At 62.9% G+C, this 23,499-nt stretch carries 22 protein-coding genes; 16 read left to right on the plus strand and 6 right to left on the minus strand.

Annotated features, from left to right (window positions below; translation table 11 throughout):
- Positions 1 to 218: 218 nt before the first annotated feature.
- On the minus strand, positions 219 to 860 hold the full coding sequence (locus tag NKI24_RS26115; protein WP_352491100.1) for a TetR family transcriptional regulator C-terminal domain-containing protein: 642 nt from the start codon (positions 858 to 860) through the stop codon (positions 219 to 221).
- 243 nt (positions 861 to 1,103) lie between these two features.
- On the opposite strand from NKI24_RS26115, the gene aptA reads away from it, so the two are divergent.
- From aptA to NKI24_RS26145, 6 genes are all read left to right on the plus strand, one after another.
- A complete protein-coding gene (aptA, locus tag NKI24_RS26120) occupies positions 1,104 to 2,432 on the plus strand; it encodes an omega-aminotransferase AptA (protein ID WP_352471500.1) in 1,329 nt (442 codons plus the stop codon).
- Positions 2,433 to 2,544: 112 nt separating this feature from the next.
- Positions 2,545 to 2,994 carry an endonuclease domain-containing protein gene (locus tag NKI24_RS26125; protein ID WP_352749531.1) on the plus strand — a complete coding sequence of 150 codons (450 nt, stop codon included), beginning with the start codon at positions 2,545 to 2,547 and terminating at the stop codon, positions 2,992 to 2,994.
- Positions 2,995 to 2,997: 3 nt separating this feature from the next.
- Positions 2,998 to 4,248 (plus strand): Zn-dependent hydrolase, encoded by a 1,251-nt coding sequence (locus tag NKI24_RS26130; protein ID WP_352749534.1) that lies wholly within the window; start codon positions 2,998 to 3,000, stop codon positions 4,246 to 4,248.
- Between the two features lie 316 nt (positions 4,249 to 4,564).
- Entirely contained in the window at positions 4,565 to 4,945 is a 381-nt protein-coding gene (locus tag NKI24_RS26135) for an endonuclease domain-containing protein (RefSeq protein WP_352453399.1), read from the plus strand.
- Between the two features lie 86 nt (positions 4,946 to 5,031).
- Positions 5,032 to 6,483 carry a dihydropyrimidinase gene (gene hydA, locus NKI24_RS26140; RefSeq protein WP_352749538.1) on the plus strand — a complete coding sequence of 484 codons (1,452 nt, stop codon included), beginning with the start codon at positions 5,032 to 5,034 and terminating at the stop codon, positions 6,481 to 6,483.
- A gap of 29 nt (positions 6,484 to 6,512) precedes the next feature.
- On the plus strand, positions 6,513 to 6,854 hold the full coding sequence (locus tag NKI24_RS26145) for a hypothetical protein (protein ID WP_352749540.1): 342 nt from the start codon (positions 6,513 to 6,515) through the stop codon (positions 6,852 to 6,854).
- Positions 6,855 to 6,889: 35 nt separating this feature from the next.
- Here the strand turns inward: NKI24_RS26145 and NKI24_RS26150 are convergent, their stop codons facing one another.
- Positions 6,890 to 7,294 carry a cupin domain-containing protein gene (locus tag NKI24_RS26150; RefSeq protein ID WP_023720850.1) on the minus strand — a complete coding sequence of 135 codons (405 nt, stop codon included), beginning with the start codon at positions 7,292 to 7,294 and terminating at the stop codon, positions 6,890 to 6,892.
- Between the two features lie 161 nt (positions 7,295 to 7,455).
- Between NKI24_RS26150 and NKI24_RS26155 the strand changes: the two genes are divergently transcribed.
- The 5 genes from NKI24_RS26155 (at position 7,456) to NKI24_RS26175 (ending at position 12,288) form a co-directional block, all read left to right on the plus strand.
- On the plus strand, positions 7,456 to 8,247 hold the full coding sequence (locus NKI24_RS26155) for an ABC transporter ATP-binding protein (protein ID WP_023675872.1): 792 nt from the start codon (positions 7,456 to 7,458) through the stop codon (positions 8,245 to 8,247).
- 427 nt (positions 8,248 to 8,674) lie between these two features.
- Positions 8,675 to 9,553 carry an ABC transporter permease gene (locus tag NKI24_RS26160; protein ID WP_352749543.1) on the plus strand — a complete coding sequence of 293 codons (879 nt, stop codon included), beginning with the start codon at positions 8,675 to 8,677 and terminating at the stop codon, positions 9,551 to 9,553.
- Complete coding sequence (locus NKI24_RS26165) at positions 9,550 to 10,686, plus strand: ABC transporter permease (protein WP_352453394.1); 1,137 nt, start codon at positions 9,550 to 9,552, stop codon at positions 10,684 to 10,686. Before NKI24_RS26160 ends, NKI24_RS26165 begins: the two co-directional genes overlap by 4 nt.
- Before the next feature lie 39 nt (positions 10,687 to 10,725).
- Positions 10,726 to 11,697, plus strand: coding sequence for an ABC transporter substrate-binding protein (locus NKI24_RS26170; RefSeq protein ID WP_352749547.1), 972 nt, complete (start codon positions 10,726 to 10,728; stop codon positions 11,695 to 11,697).
- A gap of 147 nt (positions 11,698 to 11,844) precedes the next feature.
- Complete coding sequence (locus tag NKI24_RS26175; RefSeq protein WP_352453392.1) at positions 11,845 to 12,288, plus strand: CHRD domain-containing protein; 444 nt, start codon at positions 11,845 to 11,847, stop codon at positions 12,286 to 12,288.
- A 40-nt stretch (positions 12,289 to 12,328) separates the two neighbouring features.
- Here NKI24_RS26175 and NKI24_RS26180 read toward each other — a convergent pair whose 3' ends face one another.
- The 3 genes from NKI24_RS26180 to NKI24_RS26190 all read right to left on the minus strand — a co-directional run bounded on the left by NKI24_RS26180 (position 12,329) and on the right by NKI24_RS26190 (position 16,164).
- Positions 12,329 to 13,978 carry a thiamine pyrophosphate-binding protein gene (locus NKI24_RS26180; RefSeq protein ID WP_352749550.1) on the minus strand — a complete coding sequence of 550 codons (1,650 nt, stop codon included), beginning with the start codon at positions 13,976 to 13,978 and terminating at the stop codon, positions 12,329 to 12,331.
- Positions 13,975 to 15,150 carry a CaiB/BaiF CoA transferase family protein gene (locus NKI24_RS26185; protein ID WP_352749553.1) on the minus strand — a complete coding sequence of 392 codons (1,176 nt, stop codon included), beginning with the start codon at positions 15,148 to 15,150 and terminating at the stop codon, positions 13,975 to 13,977. The genes NKI24_RS26180 and NKI24_RS26185 overlap by 4 nt, the downstream gene beginning before the upstream one ends.
- A gap of 78 nt (positions 15,151 to 15,228) precedes the next feature.
- Positions 15,229 to 16,164 (minus strand): alpha/beta fold hydrolase, encoded by a 936-nt coding sequence (locus NKI24_RS26190; protein WP_352749555.1) that lies wholly within the window; start codon positions 16,162 to 16,164, stop codon positions 15,229 to 15,231.
- A gap of 179 nt (positions 16,165 to 16,343) precedes the next feature.
- Between NKI24_RS26190 and NKI24_RS26195 the strand changes: the two genes are divergently transcribed.
- Together NKI24_RS26195 and NKI24_RS26200 are read left to right on the plus strand one after the other, a co-directional pair.
- Positions 16,344 to 17,357 (plus strand): ribonuclease T2 family protein, encoded by a 1,014-nt coding sequence (locus NKI24_RS26195; protein ID WP_352749558.1) that lies wholly within the window; start codon positions 16,344 to 16,346, stop codon positions 17,355 to 17,357.
- Between the two features lie 68 nt (positions 17,358 to 17,425).
- Positions 17,426 to 18,040 (plus strand): hypothetical protein, encoded by a 615-nt coding sequence (locus NKI24_RS26200; RefSeq protein ID WP_352749561.1) that lies wholly within the window; start codon positions 17,426 to 17,428, stop codon positions 18,038 to 18,040.
- Positions 18,041 to 18,067: 27 nt separating this feature from the next.
- On the opposite strand, the gene NKI24_RS26205 is transcribed toward NKI24_RS26200, so the two are convergent.
- Positions 18,068 to 19,363: a GGDEF domain-containing protein gene (locus tag NKI24_RS26205; protein ID WP_352749564.1), complete on the minus strand. Its 1,296-nt coding sequence runs from the start codon at positions 19,361 to 19,363 to the stop codon at positions 18,068 to 18,070.
- Positions 19,364 to 19,707: 344 nt separating this feature from the next.
- Here NKI24_RS26205 and ettA point away from each other — a divergent pair, with 344 nt between their 5' ends.
- The 3 genes from ettA (at position 19,708) to NKI24_RS26220 (ending at position 23,424) form a co-directional block, all read left to right on the plus strand.
- On the plus strand, positions 19,708 to 21,357 hold the full coding sequence (gene ettA / locus NKI24_RS26210) for an energy-dependent translational throttle protein EttA (protein ID WP_352749567.1): 1,650 nt from the start codon (positions 19,708 to 19,710) through the stop codon (positions 21,355 to 21,357).
- Between the two features lie 45 nt (positions 21,358 to 21,402).
- Positions 21,403 to 22,173, plus strand: a complete 771-nt coding sequence (gene tam / locus NKI24_RS26215; RefSeq protein WP_352453384.1) for a trans-aconitate 2-methyltransferase — start codon at positions 21,403 to 21,405, stop codon at positions 22,171 to 22,173.
- A 129-nt stretch (positions 22,174 to 22,302) separates the two neighbouring features.
- Entirely contained in the window at positions 22,303 to 23,424 is a 1,122-nt protein-coding gene (locus NKI24_RS26220) for a beta-ketoacyl-ACP synthase III (RefSeq protein WP_352749570.1), read from the plus strand.
- Positions 23,425 to 23,499 lie beyond the last annotated feature (75 nt).

Raw genomic sequence — 23,499 nt, forward strand, 5'->3', positions numbered from 1 at the left:
TCTCAACGAACTCATTCTGGCACATCCGATGCCGTCGGGCGCCGTCCACCCCATCATGCCGTGATGGTCGCCTAAGAATGCAGCGGAGCAGAATCCTGCCCCGCAGCAACGCTCTGACGTCACGGCATGGATCCTGGGGTCTGCGCTGCGTCGCTCCGCTCCTTGCTGCGCCCCAGGATGACGAAGCAATGGGGGAGGTTTGCGACAGCCGAGCTGCCTCAGCCCTTCGGCTTCAGCCCGTCGATGAACAGTTGCTCGAGAAACCTTGCGGCATCCTCGAAGCGGCCGTCGCCGCCGCGGTCGGGGCCGAGCACGGCGCGGACCTGGACGTCGAAATCGGCATAATGCTGGGTCGTCGCCCAGATCGAGAAGATCAGGTGCCAGGGGTCGGTGCGGGCAATCTTGCCGGCGCGCATCCAGCCCTTGATGACGTTGGCTTTCTCGTCGACCAGCGTCTTCAACTCGCCTTCCAGCATCGGCATGATGCGCGGCGCGCCCTGCAGGATCTCGTTGGCGAACAGGCGGCTCTCGCGCGGGAAATCGCGCGCCATTTCGAGCTTGCGCCTGATGTAGCTGCGCAGTTCGGTCAAGGGGTCGCCGATATCGTCGAGTTCGCGCAGCGGCGCCAGCCAGGTGTCGAGAAGCCGCTGCATCAGCGTCTTGTGGATGTCCTCCTTGCGGCGGAAATAATAGAGCAGGTTCGGCTTCGACATGCCGGCGGCTTCAGCGATCTGGTCGATGGTCGAGCCGCGAAAACCGTTGGTCGAGAAGACTTCGAGCGCCGCCTCGAGGATGAGCTCGCGCTTTTCCAGCTGGATGCGGGTGCGGCGAGGAGCGGAGCTTTCGACCGCCCCCGTCACCCCGAAAAACTTTCGCCGCGAGGAGTGTCTGGACCAATTCTCTGGACCAGTTTTTCCTCGCCCTGTGGAGCGCACTTCGAAAGCCGCATTTCCGCTAGTAATCCCTTGACCGCTGATAAGGCGGTGCTAACGTTTGTCCAACCGGTCAAAAATTTGCGTAGCACGAAAACGTCGCGAAGACCAAGCGTTGGTAAGACCAAGCGTTAGCCGCACCGAAACAGGTTACAAGGGGAAGTCTTGGTCATGTCCAACCGGCTGAAAGTCACGCCGAACGATCTCAGCGCATTCTGGATGCCGTTCACGGCAAACCGGCAGTTCAAGCAGGCGCCGCGCATGATGGTGTCGGCCAAGGACATGCATTACACGACCAGCGACGGGCGCAAGGTTCTCGACGGCACTGCCGGCCTGTGGTGCGTCAATGCCGGCCACTGCCGCCCGAAGATCACCGAGGCGATCCAGAGCCAGGCGGCCGAGCTCGACTATGCGCCGGCGTTCCAGATGGGCCATCCGATCGTGTTCGAGCTGGCGAACCGGCTGGTCGACATCGCGCCGAAGGGCATGGACCATGTGTTCTTCACGAATTCCGGCTCGGAATCGGTCGAGACCGCGCTGAAGATGGCGATCGCCTATCACCGCGCCAAAGGCGAGGGCTCGCGCACCCGTCTGATCGGCCGCGAACGCGGCTATCACGGCGTCAATTTCGGCGGCATCTCCGTCGGCGGCATTGTCACCAACCGCAAGATGTTCGGCACGCTGCTCGGCGGCGTCGATCACATGCCCCACACGCATCTGCCGGAAAAGAACTCTTTCACCAAGGGCGTGCCGGAGCATGGCGCGGAACTGGCGAACGAGCTGGAGCGCATCGTCGCCTTGCACGACGCCTCGACCATCGCCGCCGTCATCGTCGAGCCGGTTGCCGGTTCCACCGGCGTCATCCTGCCGCCGAAGGGCTATTTGCAGAAGCTTCGCGAGATCTGCACCAAGCACGGCATCTTGCTGATCTTCGACGAAGTCATCACCGGTTTCGGCCGTCTCGGTACGCCGTTTGCCGCCGACTATTTCGGCGTCACGCCGGATATCATGACCACGGCGAAGGGCGTCTCCAACGGCGTCATCCCGATGGGCGCGGTGTTCGTGAAGAAGGAAATCCACGACGCCTTCATGACCGGCCCCGAGCACATGATCGAGTTCTTCCACGGCTACACCTATTCGGGCAATCCGATCGCCTGCGCGGCAGCGCTGGGCACGCTTGACACCTACAAGGAAGAAGGGCTGCTGACGCGCGGCGAGGAACTGGCGCCGTACTGGGAGGACGCGCTGCACTCGCTGAAGGGCGAGCCGAACGTCATCGATATCAGAAACATCGGCCTGATCGGCGCGATCGAGCTGGCGCCGATCGCCGGCCAGCCAACGAAGCGGGCCTTCTCGGCTTTCGTCAAGGCGTTCGAGCGCGGTGCATTGATCCGCACCACCGGCGACATCATCGCGCTGTCGCCACCGCTGATCATCACCAAGGGCCAGATCAACGAATTGATCGACCACGTGCGCGAAGTGCTGAGGGCGGTGGATTGAGGAACGCGCCGCAGCTTTCCCTCCCCCTCGAGGGGAGGGTGGCCGCGAAGCGGCCGGGTGGGGTCGGCGCGGCAGCGCGCCAGCCTGACCTTCGGCCGCATAGGTGCCTGTGATGCCCCGGACCCGCGTGAGCTTCGAAATGCGCCAGAAGGCGCGCGCGCTTCGAGTACATGTACATGCGACCAAAGGCGAATCGCTGCTTTGGTATGAACGGCGCGAATTGAAATCGGCTGCGATGAAATTCCGGCGCCAGTGTCCGATCGGGCCTTATATCGTCGACTTTGCCTGCCTTGCGGTAAAGCTGGTCGTTGAAGTCGATGGTGATCTGCACGAACAGGAGAAGGGCAAACGGCACGACGCCGTCCGTGATGCCTATCTGCGATCGCTCGGGTTCGATATCTTTCGCGTCGATGAGCCCGATGTCATAAACAGCGCTTGGCATGTCGCACAAGTGGTCAAGGATAAGGTCGCGCATGTCAGCCGACCCCACCCGACCGCTTCGCGGCCACCCTCCCCTCGAGGGGGAGGGCGACGCTGGCGTGCCGCAACCAATGAGGTTTAGAATATGGCCGCCCCCGGCGAGAATCTGCGAATCAATTCAGACCGTTTGTGGGATTCGATAATGGAGATGGCGAAGATCGGCCCCGGCATTGCCGGCGGCAACAATCGCCAGACCGTTACCGACGAGGACGGCGAAGGGCGGCATCTGTTCAAGCGCTGGTGCGATGAGGCGGGGCTCGAAATGGGCATCGACGAGATGGGTACGATGTTTGCCCGTCGCGAGGGCAGCGACCCCAGCCTGCCGCCGGTCTATGTCGGCAGCCATCTCGACACCCAGCCGACCGGCGGCAAGTATGACGGCGTGCTCGGCGTGCTCGGCGGCCTGGAGGTCGTGCGCTCGCTCAACGATCTCGGCATCAAGACCAAGCACCCGATCGTCGTCACCAACTGGACCAACGAGGAAGGCGCCCGCTTTGCGCCGGCGATGATGGCGTCCGGGGTGTTCGCCGGCGTGCTCGACCAGGCCGACGTCTATTCACATGTCGACAAGGACGGCAAGAAATTCGGCGAGGAGCTCGAACGGATCGGCTGGAAGGGCACCGAAAAGGTCGGCGAACGCAAGATCCACGCCTTCTTCGAATTGCATATCGAGCAGGGCCCGATCCTCGAGGACGAGGGCATCGACATCGGTGTCGTCACCCACGGCCAGGGACTGAAATGGCTGCAGGTGACGCTGACCGGCAAGGAGGCGCACACCGGCTCGACGCCGATGCCGAAGCGGCGCAATGCCGGGCTCGGCATGGCGCGGGTGATCGAACTGGTGCACGAGATCGCCATGGACTACCAACCCGACGCCGTCGGCGCGGTCGGCCATATGGAGGTCTATCCGAACTCGCGCAACATCATTGCCGGGCGCACCGTCTTCACCATCGACATCCGCTCGCCGGAAAAGGAGGTGCTGGACGCCATGGACGGCCGCATCCGCGACGGCATCGACACAATCTGCGACGCGCTCGACATCAAATATCAAATCGATCAGGTCGGCCATTTCGATCCGGTCACTTTCGACGCGGGCTGCGTCAAGGCTGTGCGGGATGCGGCGGAGCGCCTGGGATATACGCATCGCAACATCGTCTCCGGCGCCGGCCATGACGCCTGCTGGATCAACCGCGTCGCACCCACAGCAATGGTGATGTGCCCCTGTGTCGACGGGCTCAGCCACAACGAGGCCGAGGAAATCACCAAGGAATGGGCAGCGGCCGGCGCCGACGTGCTGTTCCATGCGGTGGTGGACACGGCGGGGATTGTGGGGTGAGATGTTGGCGCCGTACCCCCACCCCTAACCCCTCCCCACAAGGGGGAGGGAGACTTCCGTTGGCACTGACCTCGGGAAATTGCCTGCCTTTCGGCGCCAAAAGGGGAAGTAAGGGCATGCGGCAGCGTTCCCTCCCCCTTGTGGGGAGGGTTAGGGTGGGGGTCCATCTTCGTAAGAATCCAAATGCGATTGCCCTGCCACAAGGGGGAGGGGGACTAGCAATGCCGACGTCTTTTTCTATGGCGAAAGCTTTGATGGGTTCAGCTGTGACAGCGCGGCACCAAGCCTCCCTCCCCCTTGTGGGGAGGAATTGAGGGTGGGGGTACTCGTCTTGGCACCGACCGCGATCGATCCAGCCGCCATCAAACGTGCAAGAATGTTGCGCCGGAACATGACAGAGGGCGAGCGTAAGCTCTGGTCCGAGCTGAAGGAGTTCCGTCGCCTCTACGGGTTACATGCAAGGAAGCAGGCGCCGATTGGGCCTTATATTGCGGACTTCGTTCTGCACGAGAAGAACCTCGTCATCGAGGTGGATGGAGAGCATCACTTTATGCCGGAGCAAATGGAGAAGGACCGCATACGTGATGCATGGTTTGGCCGACAGGGCTATCGTGTGCTCAGGTTTTCGACTGGAGACTTGGCAAATTCCTTCGATGGTTGCGTCGAGGAGATATTGCGGGAAGTTGGAGTCATGTAGAGGCCGTTCAGGGTTCCTCGACGCTGAACCGACCTGATCAAGCAAGGCGCTCACAAGAAGCGCGAAGAGAATAAGGGAACAAGAAAATGTCCAAAGTCATCAAGAATGGCACCATCGTCACCGCCGACCGCACGTGGAAGGCCGACGTGCTGTTCAAGCACGGCAAGATCATCGGCATCGGCTCGGATTTGCATGGCGACCATGAGTTCGACGCCAGCGGCTGCTATGTGATGCCGGGCGGCATCGACCCGCATACCCATCTCGAAATGCCGTTCATGGGCACCTATTCGGCCGACGACTTTGAATCCGGTACCCGCGCGGCCCTTGCCGGCGGCACGACGATGGTCGTCGATTTCTGTCTGCCGGCGCCGCAGCAGTCTCTGCTCGAGGCCCTGCAGATGTGGGACAACAAGACCTCGAAAGCGTCCTGCGACTATTCCTTCCACATGGCGATCACCTGGTGGGGCAAGCAGGTGTTCGACGAGATGGCCACCGTCGTCGACAGGGGCATTACCTCGTTCAAGCATTTCATGGCCTACAAGGGCGCGCTGATGGTCGATGACGACGAGCTCTATTCGTCGTTCCAGCGCTGTGCCGATCTCGGCGCGCTGCCGCTGGTCCATGCCGAGAATGGCGACGTCGTGGCCGCCCTGTCGCAGAAGCTGCTGGCGGCGGGCAACAGCGGCCCGGAGGGACACGCCTATTCGCGCCCGCCTGAAGTCGAAGGCGAGGCGACCAACCGCGCCATCATGATCGCCGACATGGCCGGTGTGCCGCTCTATGTCGTGCATGTCTCCTGCGAGCAGGCGCACGAAGCCATCCGCCGGGCGCGCCAGAAAGGCATGCGGGTATTCGGCGAGCCGCTGATCCAGCACCTGACGCTGGACGAGAGCGAATATTTCAACAAGGACTGGGACCATGCGGCGCGGCGTGTCATGAGCCCGCCCTTCCGCAACAAATGGCACCAGGATTCGCTGTGGGCCGGCCTGCAGGCCGGGTCGCTGCAAGTGGTGGCGACCGACCATTGTGCCTTCACCACCAAACAAAAGCGCAACGGCGTCGGCGATTTCACCAAGATCCCGAACGGCACGGGCGGGCTCGAGGATCGTTTGCCGGTGCTGTGGACGACCGGCGTCAACACCGGCCGGCTGACGATGAACGAGTTCGTCGCGGTGACCTCGACCAACATCGCCAAGATCCTCAACATGTACCCGAAGAAGGGCGCCATCGTCGAAGGCGCGGACGCCGACATCCTCGTATGGGACCCGAAGCGCAAGAAGAAGATCACGGCCAAGAAGCAGCAGTCGGTGATCGACTACAATGTCTTCGAAGGTTTTGAGGTAACCGGCCTGCCGCGCTTCGTCTTCTCGCGCGGCGAACTGTCGATCGAGGAAAACGAGGTCAAGGCGAAGCCCGGCCATGGCGAATTCGTCGCTCGCGAGCCGAACGCGGCGGTCAACCGGGCGCTGTCGACGTGGAAGGAAATTTCGGCGCCGCGCAAGGTGGAACGGACGGGCATCCCGGCGACGGGCGTTTGAGCTTGGCGAGCCACGGAGCGATTATCTCAATGGCCGCGGTGATCCTTGCCGCCGGGCCGGCGGCGGCTGACGTCCTTGCCGGCTCCTTTGGCAATGAGGTCGGTTGCGCTGGTGTACGGCTCGGTTATCGGGACAGCGACGATTATGTCGTGCTGACCGCCGACGGCGTCGAAACCTATGGCAGCGGCTGCCAGTTCGCACAGCGACTGACGACGGCGCCTGGCACCCTGTTGTTGAGCTCCACCTGTTTCGCCGAGGGCGAGAAGGGCACGACCACGGATGTCGTCAAGGTCATCAACAGAGGAGGGGACGGTTTCTTCGTGACCATTCCCGGCCTTGAGGAGATCGGGCCGCTGAAATCATGTTCGTGACGGTGCCGATGACGACCGCCGCCTCGATGCCGGCGTCAGGCGACCAACCCGTCCAGTTCCGGCAGCAGGACGACGCTTTCCTGTTCGTTGGGATCGGTTCGGGCAATGACCGCCGAGGCGGGGCTGTCGCTCAGATTGGCCGGCAGATGCGGCACGCCGGGGGGAATATAGAAAAGATCGCCGGCCTTGACCACGATATGCTGTTCGAGCCGGTCGCCATACCAGGTATGGACTTCGCCGGAGAGCACGTAGATCGCGGTTTCATGGTTTTCGTGCATATGCGCCTTGGCGCGGGCACCCGGCGGCATGGTCAGCAGATGCATGCAGATGCCGGACGAGCCGACTGTTTCGGCGGCGATACCGGCGAAATAACTCAGGCCCTGCTTGCCTTCATAAGAGCTTTCAGGGCGGATAAGATGGCAAGTCGGTTTGGGCGACATCGGGGCAACTCCGGGCGTCTATCTGATGGGACAAGGGCGCATAGAACTGGGGCGCGTAGAACTGCGGCGAGTAGGACTGGGCGAGTGGAAAGCAACATCTGGGTAAAATCAATGGGATTCCGGCCGGCGCCGCAGTGGCCGGAAGCGGCAGGCCGCGGCCGATGACGGGAGTATCGCCAGCCGTTGTTTCGGCAAGCAAGCTTGGCCTGACCTTCCAGACCAATGATGGTCCGGTGCAGGCGCTGTCGAATGTCGACCTGACGATCGGCAAGGGGGAATTCGTGTCCTTCATCGGGCCCTCCGGCTGCGGCAAGACGACCTTGCTGCGCGTCATCGCCGATCTGGAGAAGCCGACATCGGGAAGCATTTCCGTCAACGGCATGACGCCCGAGCAGGCGCGCCAGAGCCGCGCCTATGGCTATGTCTTCCAGGCGGCCGCACTTTATCCGTGGCGCACGATCGAGCGCAATGTGGCACTGCCGCTGGAGATCATGGGCCTGTCCAGGGCGGAGCAGGCGGCGCGCATCAAGCGAACCCTCGACCTTGTCAACCTCAGCGGCTTCGAGAAGAAATACCCCTGGCAGCTTTCGGGCGGCATGCAGCAGCGCGCCTCGATCGCACGGGCGCTCGCTTTCGACGCCGACCTTTTGTTGATGGACGAGCCGTTCGGTGCGCTGGACGAGATCGTGCGCGACCACCTCAACGAACAGCTGCTGGAGCTTTGGGAGCGGACCAACAAGACCATCTGCTTCGTCACCCATTCGATCCCCGAGGCGGTCTATCTGTCGACGCGCATCGTCGTCATGTCGCCGCGTCCGGGCCGCGTCAGCGACGTCATAGAATCGACGCTGCCGAAAAAGCGGCCGCTCGATATCCGCGAGACGCCGGAGTTCCTGGCCATCGCGGCACGCGTGCGGGACGGGCTGAGGGCAGGGCACAGCTATGATGATTGAGCGGGATGAGCTCCCTCCTCTCCCCAGCGGGGCTAGCGGGGCCACCCATGCCTTCGTCATCCTAGGGCGGAGCAGCCGCGAAGCGGCCTGCGCAGACCCTAGGATCCATGCCGTGACGTCGGCCGAAAGGCGCAAGCGGTTCAGAATATTCGCCGGGCAGAGCGGTGTGGAGGGAGCCATTTTCAGCACCGTTGCGGAGCGGGGAGGTTACGGCATGGATCCTAGGGTCTGCGCCGCGTCGCTTCGCTCCTTGCTTCGCCCTAGGATGACGAAGGCGCGGTTGGCCGCTCCCGATACGCACGCCGCTTCGCGGCGGTTCCGCCCTAGGATGACAAAAGCGCGGTCACCCTCCCCCGGCCTCCGCTTCGCTCCAGCCCTCCTCTCCCCGTCGGGGAGAGGAGGGCGCTTACCTGGCGAGGCCTGCTAGATGGACTCGTTTCGCGACAAGATCGTTCCGGTGACCTCGATCCTCCTGGGCGTCGTCGTCGTCTGGTACGTCATGGCCGTCATCCTCAACACGCCGTTCCAGCGCGATCTCGACCGCCGCGCCAATCAGACGCCGGGTGTTGTGGAATTCATCGGCAAGACGCTGGCGCAGCCGAAGCCGACGCTGCCGGCGCCGCATCAGGTGGCGGTGAACTTCTTCGAAAACACCTTTCTGCGCAGCATCACCTCGAACCGCAGCCTTGTCTACAATGCGTGGGTGACGCTGTCGTCGACGCTGCTCGGCTTTGCTTTCGGCACGGCGCTCGGCATTGTGATCGCCGTCGGTATCGTCCATGTGGCGACGCTCGACCGCAGCCTGATGCCGTGGATCATCGCCTCGCAAACCATTCCGATCCTGGCGGTGGCGCCGATGATCATCGTCGTGCTGGCTGCGATCGGCATCACCGGGCTGATCCCCAAAGCGCTGATCTCGACCTATCTGTCGTTCTTCCCGGTGGCCGTCGGCATGGTGAAGGGCCTGCGCTCGCCGGAGATCATGCATCTCGACCTGATGCACACCTACAATGCCAGCCGCGCGCAGATCTTCTGGAAATTGCGCGTGCCGGCGTCGGTGCCGTTCCTGTTCACCTCGATGAAGGTGGCGGTGGCCGCCAGCCTGGTCGGCGCCATCGTCGGCGAGTTGCCGACCGGCGCCGTCGCCGGCATCGGTGCCAAATTGCTCGCCGGCGCCTACTACAGCCAGACCATCGACATCTGGTCGGCTCTGGTTGCCGGGTCGGTGGTCGCGGCGCTGCTGGTGATGGTCGTCGGCATCGCCGGGCGCCTTGTCGACCGCGCCATGGGCGGGAGGCCGGCATGAGCTCCATCCTGAGCCTTTCCTCAATCACGCCTCGATCCTGGCAGGGGTATGCCGCGCTTGTCCTGCTTGTCGGCGCGCTGCTTCTTTGGCCGCTCGTCAGTGCTACGCCCGGTTACGGCATGGCGACTACGGTGTTGATTTTCATTTTGCTGCTCGTGGCAATCGAGGCCGACAACTTTCCACCGATGATCGGGGTGGTGTTGCTGTTCCTTGGCGCGCATGGCGCAGCGTGGATGCTGCTCGCCGGCATAACCGGCAATGAGGGCAGCGCTCGCGCATCCTTCTATCTGCTGCTCGTCGCGGCGTGGTTTTTGGCCTGGCGCTGCGTAACGGTCTTGTCGTCGTTTCGCCCGACATCGCGCTGGGCGTCAACCGCCCTGCGCCTGATCATTCCGGCCATCTTCGGCGCCTGGATCCTGATCATCTGGGAGGCGGTGACGCGTGGTGCCGGCATTCCCTTCATCCTGTTGCCGCCGCCAAGCGCCATCGGTGCACGCATCGTCGGCTCGCTGCCGGTGCTGGGGGCCGATGTCAGGCAGACCATCTTCAAGGCGGTTATCTTCGGCTATGTGGTGGGGAGCAGCGCCGGCTTCCTCGTTGCCATCGCCGCCGACCGCGTGCCGTTCCTGCGGCGCGGGCTTTTGCCGATCGGCAATATGGTGTCGGCGCTGCCGATCATCGGCGTCGCGCCGATTATGGTCATGTGGTTCGGCTTCGACTGGCAGTCGAAGGCAGCGGTGGTCATCATCATGACCTTCTTCCCGATGCTGGTGAACACCGTCGCCGGGCTTGCCGCCTCCGGCCATATGGAGCGCGACCTGATGCGCACCTATGCCTCGAGCTACTGGCAGACGCTGTTCAAGCTGCGGCTGCCGGCGGCGGCACCCTTCATCTTCAATGCGTTGAAGATCAATTCGACGCTGGCGCTGATCGGCGCCATCGTCGCCGAGTTCTTCGGCACGCCGGTGGTCGGCATGGGATTCCGCATTTCGACGGAAGTCGGGCGGATGAACATCGATATGGTGTGGGCGGAAATCGCAGTTGCAGCACTTGCGGGTTCGGTCTTTTATGGCGTGGTCGCTCTTTTCGAGAGAGCAGTCACGTTTTGGCATCCCTCTGTCCGTGGTGGATAGGGGCGGTGGGTTTAGGGCGCTAACTTCAGAGGGTAAAACATGAAAAGACTTGTTGTTTCGATGCTGGCCGGCGCGATGTCGCTTGCCGCGTTCCAGGCGATGGCCGCGGACAAGGTGACGCTGCAGCTGAAATGGGTCACCCAGGCACAGTTCGCCGGCTATTATGTCGCCAAGGCCAAGGGCTTCTATGACGCCGAGGGCCTCGACGTCGACATCAAGCCCGGCGGACCGGACATTGCACCGGAGCAGGTTATTGCCGGCGGCGGCGCCGACGTCATCGTCGACTGGATGGGCGGTGCGCTGGCTGCGCGCGAGAAGGGCGTGCCGCTGGTCAACATCGCCCAGCCGTTCAAGAAGGCCGGCATGGAGTTGGTCTGCCCGAAGGACGGTCCGGTCAAGACGGAAGCCGACTTCAAGGGCCATACGCTCGGCGTCTGGTTCTTCGGGAATGAATATCCGTTCTATGCCTGGATGAACAAGCTTGGCCTCAAGACCGATGGCGGGCCGGACGGCGTCACCGTGCTCAAGCAGAGCTTTGACGTGCAGCCGCTGATCCAGAAGCAGGCGGATTGCATTTCGGTCATGACCTATAACGAGTACTGGCAGCTCATCGACGCCGGCTACAAGCCGGAAGAGCTGACCGTCTTCAACTATTCCGCCATGGGCAATGATCTGCTCGAAGACGGGCTCTATGCCCTGGAGGACAAGCTCAAGGATCCGGCCTTCGAGGACAAGATGGTGCGGTTCGTACGCGCTTCGATGAAGGGCTGGAAATACGCCGTCGACAATTCCGACGAAGCGGCCGGCATTGTCATGGACAATGGCGGCCAGGACGACAATCACCAAAAGCGCATGATGGGCGAAGTCGCCAAGCTGATCGACAATGCCGATGGCAAGCTCGATCCGGCGACCTACGAGCGCACCGCCAAGGCGCTGCTCGACCAGAAGATCATCAGCAAGGAGCCTACCGGCGCCTACACGACGGCGATCACCGACAAGGCCATCAAATAGGGCTGTCAAACTGGCTTGTAGCGGAAAAGGGGCGGGCGACCGCCCCTTTTTAGTGGGAGGTAAAATGAACGTTACCGGCGGAAACATCCGCTCGCAAAATCGTTGTGCCGGTGCACCCGCCTCAAGGGTGTCACAACGGAGGTTTCCATGCGCATCCAGTCCTTCACGCCGATGCTTTCGGCGCTGGCCATTTCTGCAGCCATCTTCTCTGCTTCACCGGCCTTGGCCGAAACCATAAAGATGACGGCGACGCTCGATGGTGCTCAGCAGAACCCGCCCGTCACCACGAAGGGCAAGGGCACCGCCACGCTCAGGTTCAACACCGCCACCAAGAAACTCGGCTGGACCGTGAGATATTCCGGCCTCAGCGGGCCGGCGAAGGCCGCACACATTCACGGCCCGGCGGCAAAGGGTCAAAACGCCGATCCGGTGGTGCCGTTCGAAGGCAAGCTGAAGAGCCCGATCAAGGGTTCGGCGACATTGACTGATGCCCAGGCCACCGATCTTGAGGCAGGCAAATATTACGTCAACATCCACACCGCGGCCCACGCGGATGGCGAGATCCGCGGCCAGATCGAGAAGGCCAAATAGGCAGATCACGACGACAAAACAGGGCAATCATCCTGTTTTGTCAGGCCTTGTCGCGAATCTGGGTCATCGTGCGGGTCGGCGTGATGGCTTCAGGGTCGAGCCTGATCTCTACGATCGACGGCTTGCCGCTGGCCCGCGCTCGCTCGAAGGCCGCGGCGAAGTCGGCGGTCTTTTCCACCGTCTCGCCATGGCCGCCATAGGCACGGGCCAAAGCAGCAAAGTCGGGATTCTTCAAGTCCGTGGCGACGACACGGCCGGGATATTCGCGCTCCTGATGCATGCGGATGGTGCCGTAGATGCCATTGTTGACGACGATGACGATGATCGGCAGCCCGTATTGCACGGCGGTGGCGAATTCCTGGCCGTTCATCAGGAAACAGCCGTCGCCGGCGAAGGCGATCACGTCGCGGTCGGGGAAAAGCTGCTTGGCGGCGACCGCCGCCGGCGTGCCGTAGCCCATCGAGCCGGATGTGGGTGCTGCCTGCGTGCCGAAACGCCGGAAGCGATGGTAGCGATGCACCCAGGTGGCGTAGTTGCCGGCGCCGTTGGTGAGGATGGCGTCGTCCGGCAGCATCGTTTCGAGATAATTCATGATCGGCCCCATCTGGACGGCGCCGGGGCCGCTCTCCGGAGGCGTCGACCAGTCAAGATAGGCGGCGTGCAGCTTCGCTGCCTCAGCCGCCCACACCGGCGTTGCGGCCGGCTTGCGTCTGGCAAAGGCTTCGACGAAAGCGGCAGGCGAGGCATTGATCGCCAGCGCCGGCCGGTAGACGCGGCCGAGTTCGCCGGCGTCGGCATGGATATGGACCAGCGTCTGGTCGGGATAGGGGCTCTTCAGCAGCGTGTAGTCGGATGACGGCATCTCGCCCATGCGGCCGCCGATCAGCAGCACAAGGTCGGCCTGCTTGATGGCGGTTGCTACCTTGAGATTGATGCCGATGCCGACATCGCCGGCATAGTTCGGGTGGAGATGGTCGAACAGCATCTGGCGGCGGAAGGAGCAGCCGACCGGCAGCGACCAGGCTTCGGCCATCGTCCGCATCCGTGCAACGGCCTCCACGTCCCAGCGCGTACCGCCGAGGATGACGAAGGGCCGCTTTGCCTTGTTGAGCAACACTTCCAGTGCGTCGAGCTCGACTTCGCCAGGCCGCGTCTCGACAGGGGTATAATGCCGGGCGTCCGGTGCCTCGGCGAGGCTGGTCAGCATGTCCTCGGGCAGCGAGATGACGACCGGGCCGGGCCGGCCGGACGTCGCCACCGCAAAGGCGCGTGTGACGAATTCGGGTATGCGTGCGGCGTCGTCGATCTCGACCACCCATTTGGCAATATCGCCGAAGAACCTGACGTAGTCGACCTCCTGGAAGGCCTCGCGCCCTTTGGCGTGGCTGGCGACCTGGCCGATGAACAGGATGAGAGGGATTGAATCCTGCATCGCGATGTGGATGCCGGCAGAGGCATTGGTGGCGCCTGGGCCGCGGGTGACAAAGCAGATGCCGGGCCTGCCGGTCAGGCGGCCGTGGCAGTCGGCCATCATTGCGGCACCGCCCTCCTGGCGGCAGACGATTGTGCGGATCGGTGAATCATGCAGCGCGTCGAGCACCGCCAGATAGGATTCGCCAGGTACGCAATAGATACGGTCCGTTCCGTTGGCTTCGAGCGCATCGACGATGAGTTGTCCGCCGGTCTTCATTTTCCTGACCTCTCCAGTTCGGCAAGGATTTCTTCGGTGTGTTCGCCGAGACGCGGCGACGGGCGCTCATAGACCAGCGGCGTGCCGGACATGACCATCGGCGCCCGCACCGAGGGCAAGAGATTGCCATGGCCGTCATCGAGGTCGAGCCGCATGCCGCGCGCGATGGTCTGCGGGTCGGCAAACATCTGGCCGATGTTGTTGATCGGGCTGGCTGGAACCCCGGCGGCTTCGAGCCTGGCCAGCAGCGGGTCGCGATCGAAGGCTTTCAGCGCCTCGATCATGTGCTCGCGCAGCTTCGCCCGGTTGGCGACGCGGGCGGGATTGGTGGCGAAGTCAGGGTTCGACGCCAGCTCGTCGAGGCCGACGGCAGCGCAGAACTTTGCGAACTGGCCGTCATTGCCGACCGCCAGGATGATGTGGCCATTCTTTACCGGCACCACTTCGTAGGGCGCGATGTTCATGTGCGCATTGCCCATCTGCACCGGCGACTGTCCGGAGACGAGATAGTTGAGGTTCTGGTTGCCGAGCGTCGAGATCTGGGTGTCGTAGAGCGCCATGTCGATATGCTGGCCTTCGCCGGTCTTCTCGGCATGGCGAAGCGCCGCCTGGATGGCGATGACCGAATAAAGCCCGGTGAAAACATCTGAAATGGCGACGCCCGCCTTTTGCGGTTCGCGGCCGGCTTCGCCGGTGATCGACATCATGCCGGCCATGCCCTGGATGATGAAATCATAGCCGGCACGCGGGGCGTACGGTCCCGACTGGCCAAAACCGGTGATCGAGCAATAGATCAGCCGCGGGTTTATTTTCTTCAGACTGTCATAGTCGAGACCGTATTTCTTCAGTCCGCCGACCTTGAAGTTTTCGATCAGCACGTCCGATGTCGCGACCAGCCGGCGCACCGTCTCGGCACCCTCGGGCGTCGAGAAGTCGATGGCGATGGAGCGCTTGCCGCGGTTGCAGGAATGGTAATAAGCGGCCGAAAGGTTCTCGCCGTCATGGCCGATGACGAAGGGCGGTCCCCATTTGCGGGTGTCGTCGCCGCCGTCCGGGCTCTCGACCTTGATCACGTCGGCGCCGAGGTCGGCAAGCAGCTGTCCGGCCCATGGCCCGGCGAGGATGCGTGCGAGTTCGATGACGCGGATGCCTTTGAGCGGAGGCTCAGTCATGGATCACCGTGGTTGATCGAAAGCGCAGCCTCTATCAATCCCGCGCGCCGCTGTCACGGCCCTTGCAATGGGCCAGTATCACTGTGCCCTCAGCACGTGGTCGGACCAGGCGGCAAAATCCTCCATGATGATGTCTCGGTTGACCTCGTTCAGGCTTTCGTGGCGGGTTTTGGCGTAAACCTTTGAAACGAGATTCGAAAAACCCATCATGTGCATCCGGCCGGCAAGATGGCTGACCGCCTTGCCGCCGTCCGAGGCCGGATCTTGCTCGCCTCCGACCAGATTGACGAACAGGTCGCGCCGCACGCCGGAAAAATTGCGGTCGCTGCCGCAATGCAGCGTCATCATGACGATGTCCTGCCACATCGACACCGATGCGTCCCAGCCGCAAAGCGGGTCGGCGATGTATTTCTCGACTTCAACGGCATCGCGCGACAGCCAGTCGAACGGCGTCCGGTGATTGGGCACCGCCTTGCCCCAGGCCCGGAACGTCAGCCGGGGCAGCAGGCGCGACGGCACGTCTGAGCCAAGCCGGAACTTTTCCCAACCAAGCATGGCCAGCGCGATTTGGCCGAGCAGTCCGGCCGAGAAATTGCCGTTCCAGATCGCGGCGGCATGGATGCGCGCCGAGTGGCGGAGGACAAAGTTCAGCGCGACCGACGCGCCCAAGGAGTGACCGAAGACGATGACCGGCAGGCCCGGCTGTTCCCTGGCGATGAGATCATGGACGGCGGCGACATCGGCGATGATCTTGGCACCGCCATCCGCATCGGCGAACCTGCCAGGTGGCGCGTCGGGCGCCTTGGTGGCGCCGTGGCCACGGTGGTCGTGCGCGTAGACCTGGTAGCCGCGCTCGCCAAGGAAATCGGCGAAACGGGCATAGCGCGCCGCGTGCTCGGCCAACCCGTGATTGACCTGGACAATGGCGCGCGGTTGGCCGATGGCGTGTTTCACATAAAGGTTGAGCTCGGCGCCGGTCGGCGATCGAAGCACAAGCTGTTGGTCGAATGGCATCGCCGCGTCGTCTCCAACGCCCCGGCACGATACCGGACGCGAGTTTTGTTTGCGCCGGCACCGGTTTTGCGTCAATCCGGCGTGACCGATTTGCGCGCCGACGTTTACCGCGCGCTCGCAATTCTGACATGGTGACAACGGCAGTCTGTTGCCGCAACTTTTTCAGCCGAGGGACCCTTATGCGGACAGGTTTTGTTTTCGGATTGGCGCTTGCGGCCGTGCTGCTTGCCGGCGCGGCGCGGGCCGATGTGAAGATGACCGGCTCTTTCGTCGCCGATGCCGCCTGTCCGGCGACACAGGCGATCAAGAGCGGCAAGAATCCCGGCAATGTCTCGACCGCGGCTGGTCAGAGTTATGATCTGCTGGCCGGCAACAAGGACGCGCCCACCCACTACCTCATTCGCGTGCCGGGCGCCGATCCGGAGCGCCGCTGGGTCAAGATCAGCTGCGGTCATGTTTCGGGCGGCAGCGCGTCGACGATGCCGGCTGCACCGGCACCTGCCGAGCCGAACAAGCCATCGGCGTCCGGAAAGCCGGAATATGTCTTCGCGCTGAGCTGGCAGCCGGCTTTTTGTGAGACCAAATCCAGCAAGGCCGAATGCCGTGCGCAGACCGCCGCCGGTTTCGATGCGACCCACTTCACCTTGCATGGATTGTGGCCGCAGCCGAACGGAAATTTCTATTGCCAGGTCGCGGCAAGCGACAAGGCGAACGACGATCCGGCACACTGGCGGGATTTGCCGTCGGTCACTCTTGACCCGAAAACGCGAGCGGAACTCGACCAGGTGATGCCGGGCACCGCGTCCGCCCTCGAAAGGCATGAATGGATCAAGCACGGCACCTGCTACGGCAAGAGCCAGCAGGAGTATTTCGCCGACGCCTTGAACCTGATGCGCGCGATGAATGCGTCGCCGGTGCGCGATCTCTTCATCAAGAACATCGGCAAGCAACTGACATCCGATCAGATCCGCAGCACCTTCGACAGTGCCTTCGGCAAAGGCGCGGGCGACCGGGTCCGCGTGTCCTGCGTGGTCGATCCCTCGAACGGCAGGCGGCTGATCGGCGAACTGACGCTCGGCCTGACCGGCCCGATCGCTTCGAACGCTTCGCTCGGTGCCCTGCTGCTTGCCTCGGCGCCGACAGCCAAGGCCGGCTGTCCGAAGGGCGCGGTCGATGCCGTCGGGTTCCAGTAAACAGGCCGTACGCGACTGTCGCTTTGCACCGGGGATGGTATGATCCCGGGGCATCATAGGGGGTGGCGATGAGTGGCATGACGGGCGGCGCGCTGGCGCGGCTGGCGTTTTGGGCCAAGGGCATGACGGCGATCCGCGACGGCCATATGGAGTGGCCGGGCTTTTCCTACACCGAAGTGGAGTGGGCGCGCATGACCACGCTCGCCAAACCCGTCGGCAGCGGCACCTACCAATTGTTTACGCTGGTCAACGCGGCGATCTTCATCGCCATCGCCGCGCTCGGGATGTTCTGTGTCTTCCTGCCGCTGGCGGCGCTGCTGTTCCCGGTACCGGCCGAAACCAGTGCGCTCAAGTTTTCGCTGCTCCTGGCGGCATGCGCCTTGCTGATCATCGGCATCGGCCTGCCGATTTCGCTGCGTCTTTCGACCACGCTCGTGGCGCCGAAGGCAATGCGGGCCGCGCTTGTCGCCGTGCCCGGCGACCAGGCGCTTGCGGCAAAAGTGTCATGGCAGATCAACCGGATCACGCTCGTGCTCTGCGGCCTGCTGGTGCCGGGCATTCTTCTGTTCATTGCCTACGATATCGAAGCCGGCCCGATTATTACCGCGTTGAAATGGCTGGCGATCGCGCTGATGGCGGTTTCGGTTGCGATCGGCGGATGGCAGCGGCGCAAACAATCCTGATTGAGCCAATCGCAGGCCTGGGCAGCGTTACGCGCCGGCGCTGCGCTCCGGCCTGGTCCATGTGTTGCGGGCGTCTGCTTCGTTGCCGCCCGGTTCGCCGACAACGCGATCGCGTCCCGTGGATTTGGCTTTGTAGAGGCGCTGGTCGGCCAGCGCAAAGAGATCGGCAAGGCAACGGGTCGTCTCGCTGACCGTCGAGATGCCGGCGCTGACGGTAATGTCGAACCGGCTGGTGCTCGCGGACGTCTTGACCGCTTGCCTGACGGTTTCGCCCAGCAGCCTGGCGAGCGGCTGCGGACGCCGGCCGAGGATGGCGAATTCCTCACCGCCGATCCTGAACAATTGATCTTCGGTCCCGACAAGTTCGCCAAGCAAAATCGCCAGGGCTTTCAGCACCTTGTCTCCCTCGGCGTGGCCGAAGCGGTCGTTGATCGATTTGAAGTGGTCGACATCGATGATCAGCAGGCTGAGCGGCCTGGCGGTCCGCAGGCTGGCGGCGACGGCGGCCTCGCCATCGCTGTCGAAGCGCCCCCTGTGCAGGAGGCCGGTGAGGCCGTCGCGACCGACATGCTCGACCAGCGCCTCATAGCGCTCGCGATAGGTCAGCGTGTCGAAAATGTCGGAAAGCCCGCGCGGCGCCGGCACCTGCCGCGCCTCGAACCACCTGATATAGGCGACCAGCATGGTGCTGTAGACCAGGGCCGCTGCCATCTTGGCGAACCAGCCGCCGAAGAACACCGCGACCGGCGCACCGGTGACGAAATGCAGCGCCGTGAAAAAGCCTGCCTGGTCGAAGGTGAGCACGCAGGCGACGGAGACCAGGATGCGGGTGAAAAGCGCCTTGCGCAGATATTTGCCGAGCTTTTCATAGAGCAGAATGATCAGGATGGCGTCGACGAACAGCAGCGTCGTGCCCCACACCATCAGCCAGCCCATCTCGTCGATGAAGCCGATGTCGGGAAGCTTGCCGTCGGGCAGCGGTGCGATGTCGTGCAGGCGCAGGATCAGCACGAGCCCGACCATCAGGGCATTGCCGAGCAGCAGGCCGTAAATCGGCTGCCGGACAGTTGCCGCGTCCTCCTTGATGTAGAGCAGGAGAAGCATCACCAGCTTGCCGGAAAACAGCACGGCCGAACCCGGCGATACCATGCCGAACGGCAGCGCGACGTAGAAGACGCTGGCGAGATAGGTTTCCAAGAAATGCATGACGCCAAGGGCGCAAACAAAGACGCCGAGGCCGATGCGGCCCCTGAACCGGAAAAGCGTGACCATGATGCCGAAATAGAGAACCGCTTCGGCAAAAAGCAGGAAACTGTTCAACACGGCCCGATCTCTCTCCCCGAAATCGCGGCTGCCAGCGATTTCCCATCCAACATTGTTTGACGCGGAATGGTTAACCGGAGCTTTCGCCTGGGCGCCGGCACGAAATGAAGCGGCTAAGCGTTTGCGGGTGCGACCAAATCCGCCTGGAGCGGGTCATCGTTTCACGGAACCGCTGAACCGCTCCATCTTTTTTGTTTTGACGCAATTCCGGACGGAAAACCGTTTCACGCTTTTCCTGGAATTGCTTTAGGGCCAAAACTGTTTGCCGTTCGCGGCCGCATCGCTTACATAGCCCCCAACTTCCATCCAATCCGACATCAGTCGACTTTTCAGGGAAAGCGCGCGTGGCACGCCAGTTCATCTATCACATGGCCGGCCTCAACAAGGCCTACGGCACCAAGAAGGTGCTCGAGAACATCCATCTGTCCTTCTACCCGGACGCCAAGATCGGCATCCTCGGCCCCAACGGCGCCGGCAAGTCGACGATCCTCAAGATCATGGCCGGCATCGACAAGGAGTGGAGCGGCGAGGCCTGGCTGGCCGAGGGTGCTACCGTCGGTTACCTGGCGCAGGAGCCGGCGCTCGATCCGAACAAGAACGTGTTCGAAAACGTCATGGAAGGCGTCGCCGCCAAGACCGCCATCATCGAGCGCTACAACGAATTGATGATGAACTATTCCGACGAGACGGCGGACGAGTCGGCCAAGCTGCAGGACGAGATGGACCGGCTCAACCTCTGGGATCTCGAACAGCAGGTCGAGATGGCGATGGAGGCACTCGGCTGTCCGCCCAAGGAGGCCGATGTCACCAAGCTGTCGGGCGGCGAACGCCGTCGCGTCGCGCTTTGCCAGCTCTTGCTGCGCCAGCCCGACCTTCTGCTGCTCGACGAGCCGACCAACCATCTCGACGCCGAGACGACGGCGTGGCTGGAAAAGCATCTGCGGGCCTATCCGGGCGCGGTGATGATCATCACCCACGATCGCTACTTCCTCGACAATGTCACCGGCTGGATCCTCGAGCTCGATCGCGGCCGCGGTATCCCCTACGAAGGCAACTACACCAAATATCTCGAAGCCAAGGCCAAGCGGCTCAAGCAGGAAGGCCGCGAGGACGATGCGCGCCAGCGGGCGATCGGCCGCGAGCGCGAGTGGATCCAGTCCAGCCCGAAAGCCCGGCAGACCAAGTCGAAAGCCCGTATCCAGGCCTTCCAGGATCTGCTGGATGCAGCCGACAAGCGGCGTCCGAACGATACCCAGATCGTCATTCCGCATGGCGAGCGGCTCGGCAATGTGGTGATCGAGGTCGAGGGCCTGTCGAAGGGCTTTGGCGACACGCTTTTGATCGACGATCTCGAATTCAAGCTGCCGCCCGGCGGCATCGTCGGCGTCATCGGCCCGAACGGCGCCGGCAAGACGACGCTGTTCCGCATGATCACCGGCCAGGAAAAGCCGGACGCCGGCACCATTCGCGTCGGCGAGACGGTCAAGCTCGGTTATGTCGACCAGAGCCGCGACGCGCTCGACCCGACCAAGACGGTCTGGGAAGAGATCTCGGGCGGCGCCGAAGTGGTCAAGCTTGGCAAGTTCGAAGCCAACACCCGCGCCTATTGCGCGTCGTTCAATTTCCGCGGCGGCGACCAGCAGCAGAAGGTCGGCAACCTGTCCGGCGGCCAGCGCAACCGCGTGCATCTGGCCAAGATGCTGAAGACCGGCGGCAATGTGCTGCTGCTCGACGAACCGACCAACGATCTCGATACCGAAACGCTGGCTGCACTTGAAGACGCGCTCGAGAGCTTCGCCGGCTGCGCCGTCATCATCTCGCACGATCGCATGTTCCTCGATCGCCTGGCGACGCACATCCTCGCCTTCGAGGGCGATAGCCACGTCGAATGGTTCGAAGGCAATTTCGAGGATTACGAGCAGGACAAGATCCGCCGGCTTGGGCCTGAGGCGGTCAATCCGCACAGGATGACGTATAAGCGGCTGACGCGGTAAGACATTTACAGGGCGGCGAATTCTCAAATGATCTGAGGAACCAAGATGGCCGACTGGTCCGCCGCCCTCTACCTGAAATTCGAGGACGAGCGCACCCGGCCGGCGCGCGATCTCGTTGCGCAGGTGCCGGTGCCGGAACCGCGCCGGGTGGTCGACATTGGCTGCGGGCCGGGCAATTCGACCGAATTGCTGGTCGAGCGCTGGCCGCAGGCGCAGATCAGCGGCTTCGATACCTCCCTCGACATGATCGAGAAGGCGAAGGCGCGCCTGCCCGGCGTCACCCTTGCGCTGGCGGATGCGGCGGCGTGGCAGCCGAACGAACCGGTCGACGTGATCTTTGCCAATGCGGTGTTTCAGTGGCTGCCGGAGCACCCGGCAGTCTTCCAGCGGCTGATGGGATTTTTGGCGCCCGGCGGCGCGCTTGCCGTGCAGATGCCGGACAATATGGCCGAGCCTTCGCACCGGCTGATGCGGGAGACCGCGGCCGAGATGCCGTTCGCCGAAAAGCTCGAGCGCGCGGCCCGCGCGCCGCTGCCGCCGGTCGCGTTCTATTACGACCTTTTGTCGCCATTCTCGGATCGGCTCGATATCTGGCACACGATCTACAACCATCCGCTGGCCGATGCCGAGGCGATCGTCGAATGGGTGAAGTCGACGGGGCTGAAGCCGTTCCTCGATCCGCTCGACGAGAACGAGCGGCAGCTTTTCCTGAAGCGCTACACGGCCGGGATCAGCGAAGCCTATCCGAAAACGGCAAGCGGCAAGGTGTTGCTGCGCTTTCCCCGTCTCTTCATCGTGGCGCGGCGTTCCGCTTAGAAACTTTTAGACCCGTCCCAGGGACTTGATTTAAGCCGGCATAAACTGGCTAGGTGCAAAAGAGGTTGCGCCGAGCTTTTTGCGGCGTCGACATGAAGCCGCAACGCCTGCGCACGGGACGAACTGGAAATGCATCGCGTCATCATCAGCGGCATCGGCGTTGAAATCCCCGAAGCTTCGATCACCAATGAGGAACTCGTCGCCAGCTTCAACAGCTGGGTGGACATGGAGAACGTCCGCCGCGAGGTGTCGGGCGAGCCGCTGGTACAGAAATCGGACAGTGCCTTCATCGTCCATGCCTCGGGCGTCCAGACCCGCCATGTCATCGAACGGGAAGGCATCCTCGACCCGACCCGCATGGCGCCGCGCTTCCCGGCTCGGCCCGACGATGCGCTGTCGCTGGAGGCCGAGTTCGGCATCGCTTCGGCCAGCAAGGCGCTCGATCATGCCGGGCTGAAGCCGGGGGATATCGACCTGGTGATCTGCTCGGCCTCGCACCATCAGCGGCCCTATCCGGCGATCGCCATCGAAATGCAGCAGGCGCTGGGGACGAAAGGCGCCGGCTTCGATATGGGGCTTGGCTGCTCTTCGGCAGCGGCGGCGTTGCACATCGCCGTCAATCTGGTGCGGACAGGGGCGCACAAGCGCGTGCTGGTGACGACGCCGGAGATCATCACCGGTCACCTCAATTTTCGCGACCGGCAGACGCATTTCATCTTCGGCGACGCTTCCGTGTCGATGATCGTCGAAGGGCTTGCGCAGGGCGAGAAGCGGCCGGGCCGCTTCGAGGTGCTCGACACGCGCGCCTGGACGCAGATGTCGAACAGCATCCGCACCAATCTCGGTTATTATACCCGCGCTGCCCAGGACGATCCGTACATGATCGATCTGGAAGGCAATCTGATCAAGCAGATCGGCAACAAGGTGTTCAAGGAAGTCACCGTCGCCGGCCACAAGTTCATCGTCGAATTCCTGGCCGAGCACGGGCTGACGCCGCAAGCGATCCGGCGCTTCTGGCTGCATCAGGCCAATGCGCGGATGAACGCCATGATCCTGAAACTGTCGTTCGGCCATGACGTCGACCACGACCGCGCCCCGATGGTGCTGGAGCGCCTCGGCAACACCGCCGCCGCCGGTGCCATCATCGCCCTGTCGGAGAACCATGCCGACATGAAGGCCGGCGACTACGGCCTGCTCTGCGCCTTCGGCGCCGGCTACTCGATCGGCGGCGCGCTATTGCGCATGCTTTAGATTTTTGTTTTACGCATGTCGTTGTCCCAAAACCGCTGCACACCCTCGGTTCAAGCCCGAGGGCATGCTTTTGGG

It is taken from the genome of Mesorhizobium sp. M0701, from assembly GCF_040320365.1.
Classification (GTDB): Bacteria; Pseudomonadota; Alphaproteobacteria; order Rhizobiales; family Rhizobiaceae; genus Mesorhizobium.

What these genes read in the sequence shown, in the direction of transcription:
- NKI24_RS26160 (WP_352749543.1), top strand. Translation starts at nt 8,675, where the DNA reads ATGGACTCGTTTCGCGACAAGATCGTTCCGGTGACCTCGATCCTCCTG.
- NKI24_RS26220 (WP_352749570.1), top strand. Translation starts at nt 22,303, where the DNA reads ATGCATCGCGTCATCATCAGCGGCATCGGCGTTGAAATCCCCGAAGCT.
- NKI24_RS26190 (WP_352749555.1), bottom strand. Translation starts at nt 16,164, where the DNA reads ATGCCATTCGACCAACAGCTTGTGCTTCGATCGCCGACCGGCGCCGAG.
- tam (WP_352453384.1), top strand. Translation starts at nt 21,403, where the DNA reads ATGGCCGACTGGTCCGCCGCCCTCTACCTGAAATTCGAGGACGAGCGC.
- NKI24_RS26155 (WP_023675872.1), top strand. Translation starts at nt 7,456, where the DNA reads ATGACGGGAGTATCGCCAGCCGTTGTTTCGGCAAGCAAGCTTGGCCTG.
- NKI24_RS26125 (WP_352749531.1), top strand. Translation starts at nt 2,545, where the DNA reads ATGCCCCGGACCCGCGTGAGCTTCGAAATGCGCCAGAAGGCGCGCGCG.
- NKI24_RS26175 (WP_352453392.1), top strand. Translation starts at nt 11,845, where the DNA reads ATGCGCATCCAGTCCTTCACGCCGATGCTTTCGGCGCTGGCCATTTCT.
- aptA (WP_352471500.1), top strand. Translation starts at nt 1,104, where the DNA reads ATGTCCAACCGGCTGAAAGTCACGCCGAACGATCTCAGCGCATTCTGG.
- NKI24_RS26200 (WP_352749561.1), top strand. Translation starts at nt 17,426, where the DNA reads ATGAGTGGCATGACGGGCGGCGCGCTGGCGCGGCTGGCGTTTTGGGCC.
- NKI24_RS26195 (WP_352749558.1), top strand. Translation starts at nt 16,344, where the DNA reads ATGCGGACAGGTTTTGTTTTCGGATTGGCGCTTGCGGCCGTGCTGCTT.
- NKI24_RS26170 (WP_352749547.1), top strand. Translation starts at nt 10,726, where the DNA reads ATGAAAAGACTTGTTGTTTCGATGCTGGCCGGCGCGATGTCGCTTGCC.
- NKI24_RS26150 (WP_023720850.1), bottom strand. Translation starts at nt 7,294, where the DNA reads ATGTCGCCCAAACCGACTTGCCATCTTATCCGCCCTGAAAGCTCTTAT.
- NKI24_RS26185 (WP_352749553.1), bottom strand. Translation starts at nt 15,150, where the DNA reads ATGACTGAGCCTCCGCTCAAAGGCATCCGCGTCATCGAACTCGCACGC.
- NKI24_RS26165 (WP_352453394.1), top strand. Translation starts at nt 9,550, where the DNA reads ATGAGCTCCATCCTGAGCCTTTCCTCAATCACGCCTCGATCCTGGCAG.
- NKI24_RS26180 (WP_352749550.1), bottom strand. Translation starts at nt 13,978, where the DNA reads ATGAAGACCGGCGGACAACTCATCGTCGATGCGCTCGAAGCCAACGGA.
- NKI24_RS26130 (WP_352749534.1), top strand. Translation starts at nt 2,998, where the DNA reads ATGGCCGCCCCCGGCGAGAATCTGCGAATCAATTCAGACCGTTTGTGG.
- hydA (WP_352749538.1), top strand. Translation starts at nt 5,032, where the DNA reads ATGTCCAAAGTCATCAAGAATGGCACCATCGTCACCGCCGACCGCACG.
- NKI24_RS26145 (WP_352749540.1), top strand. Translation starts at nt 6,513, where the DNA reads ATGGCCGCGGTGATCCTTGCCGCCGGGCCGGCGGCGGCTGACGTCCTT.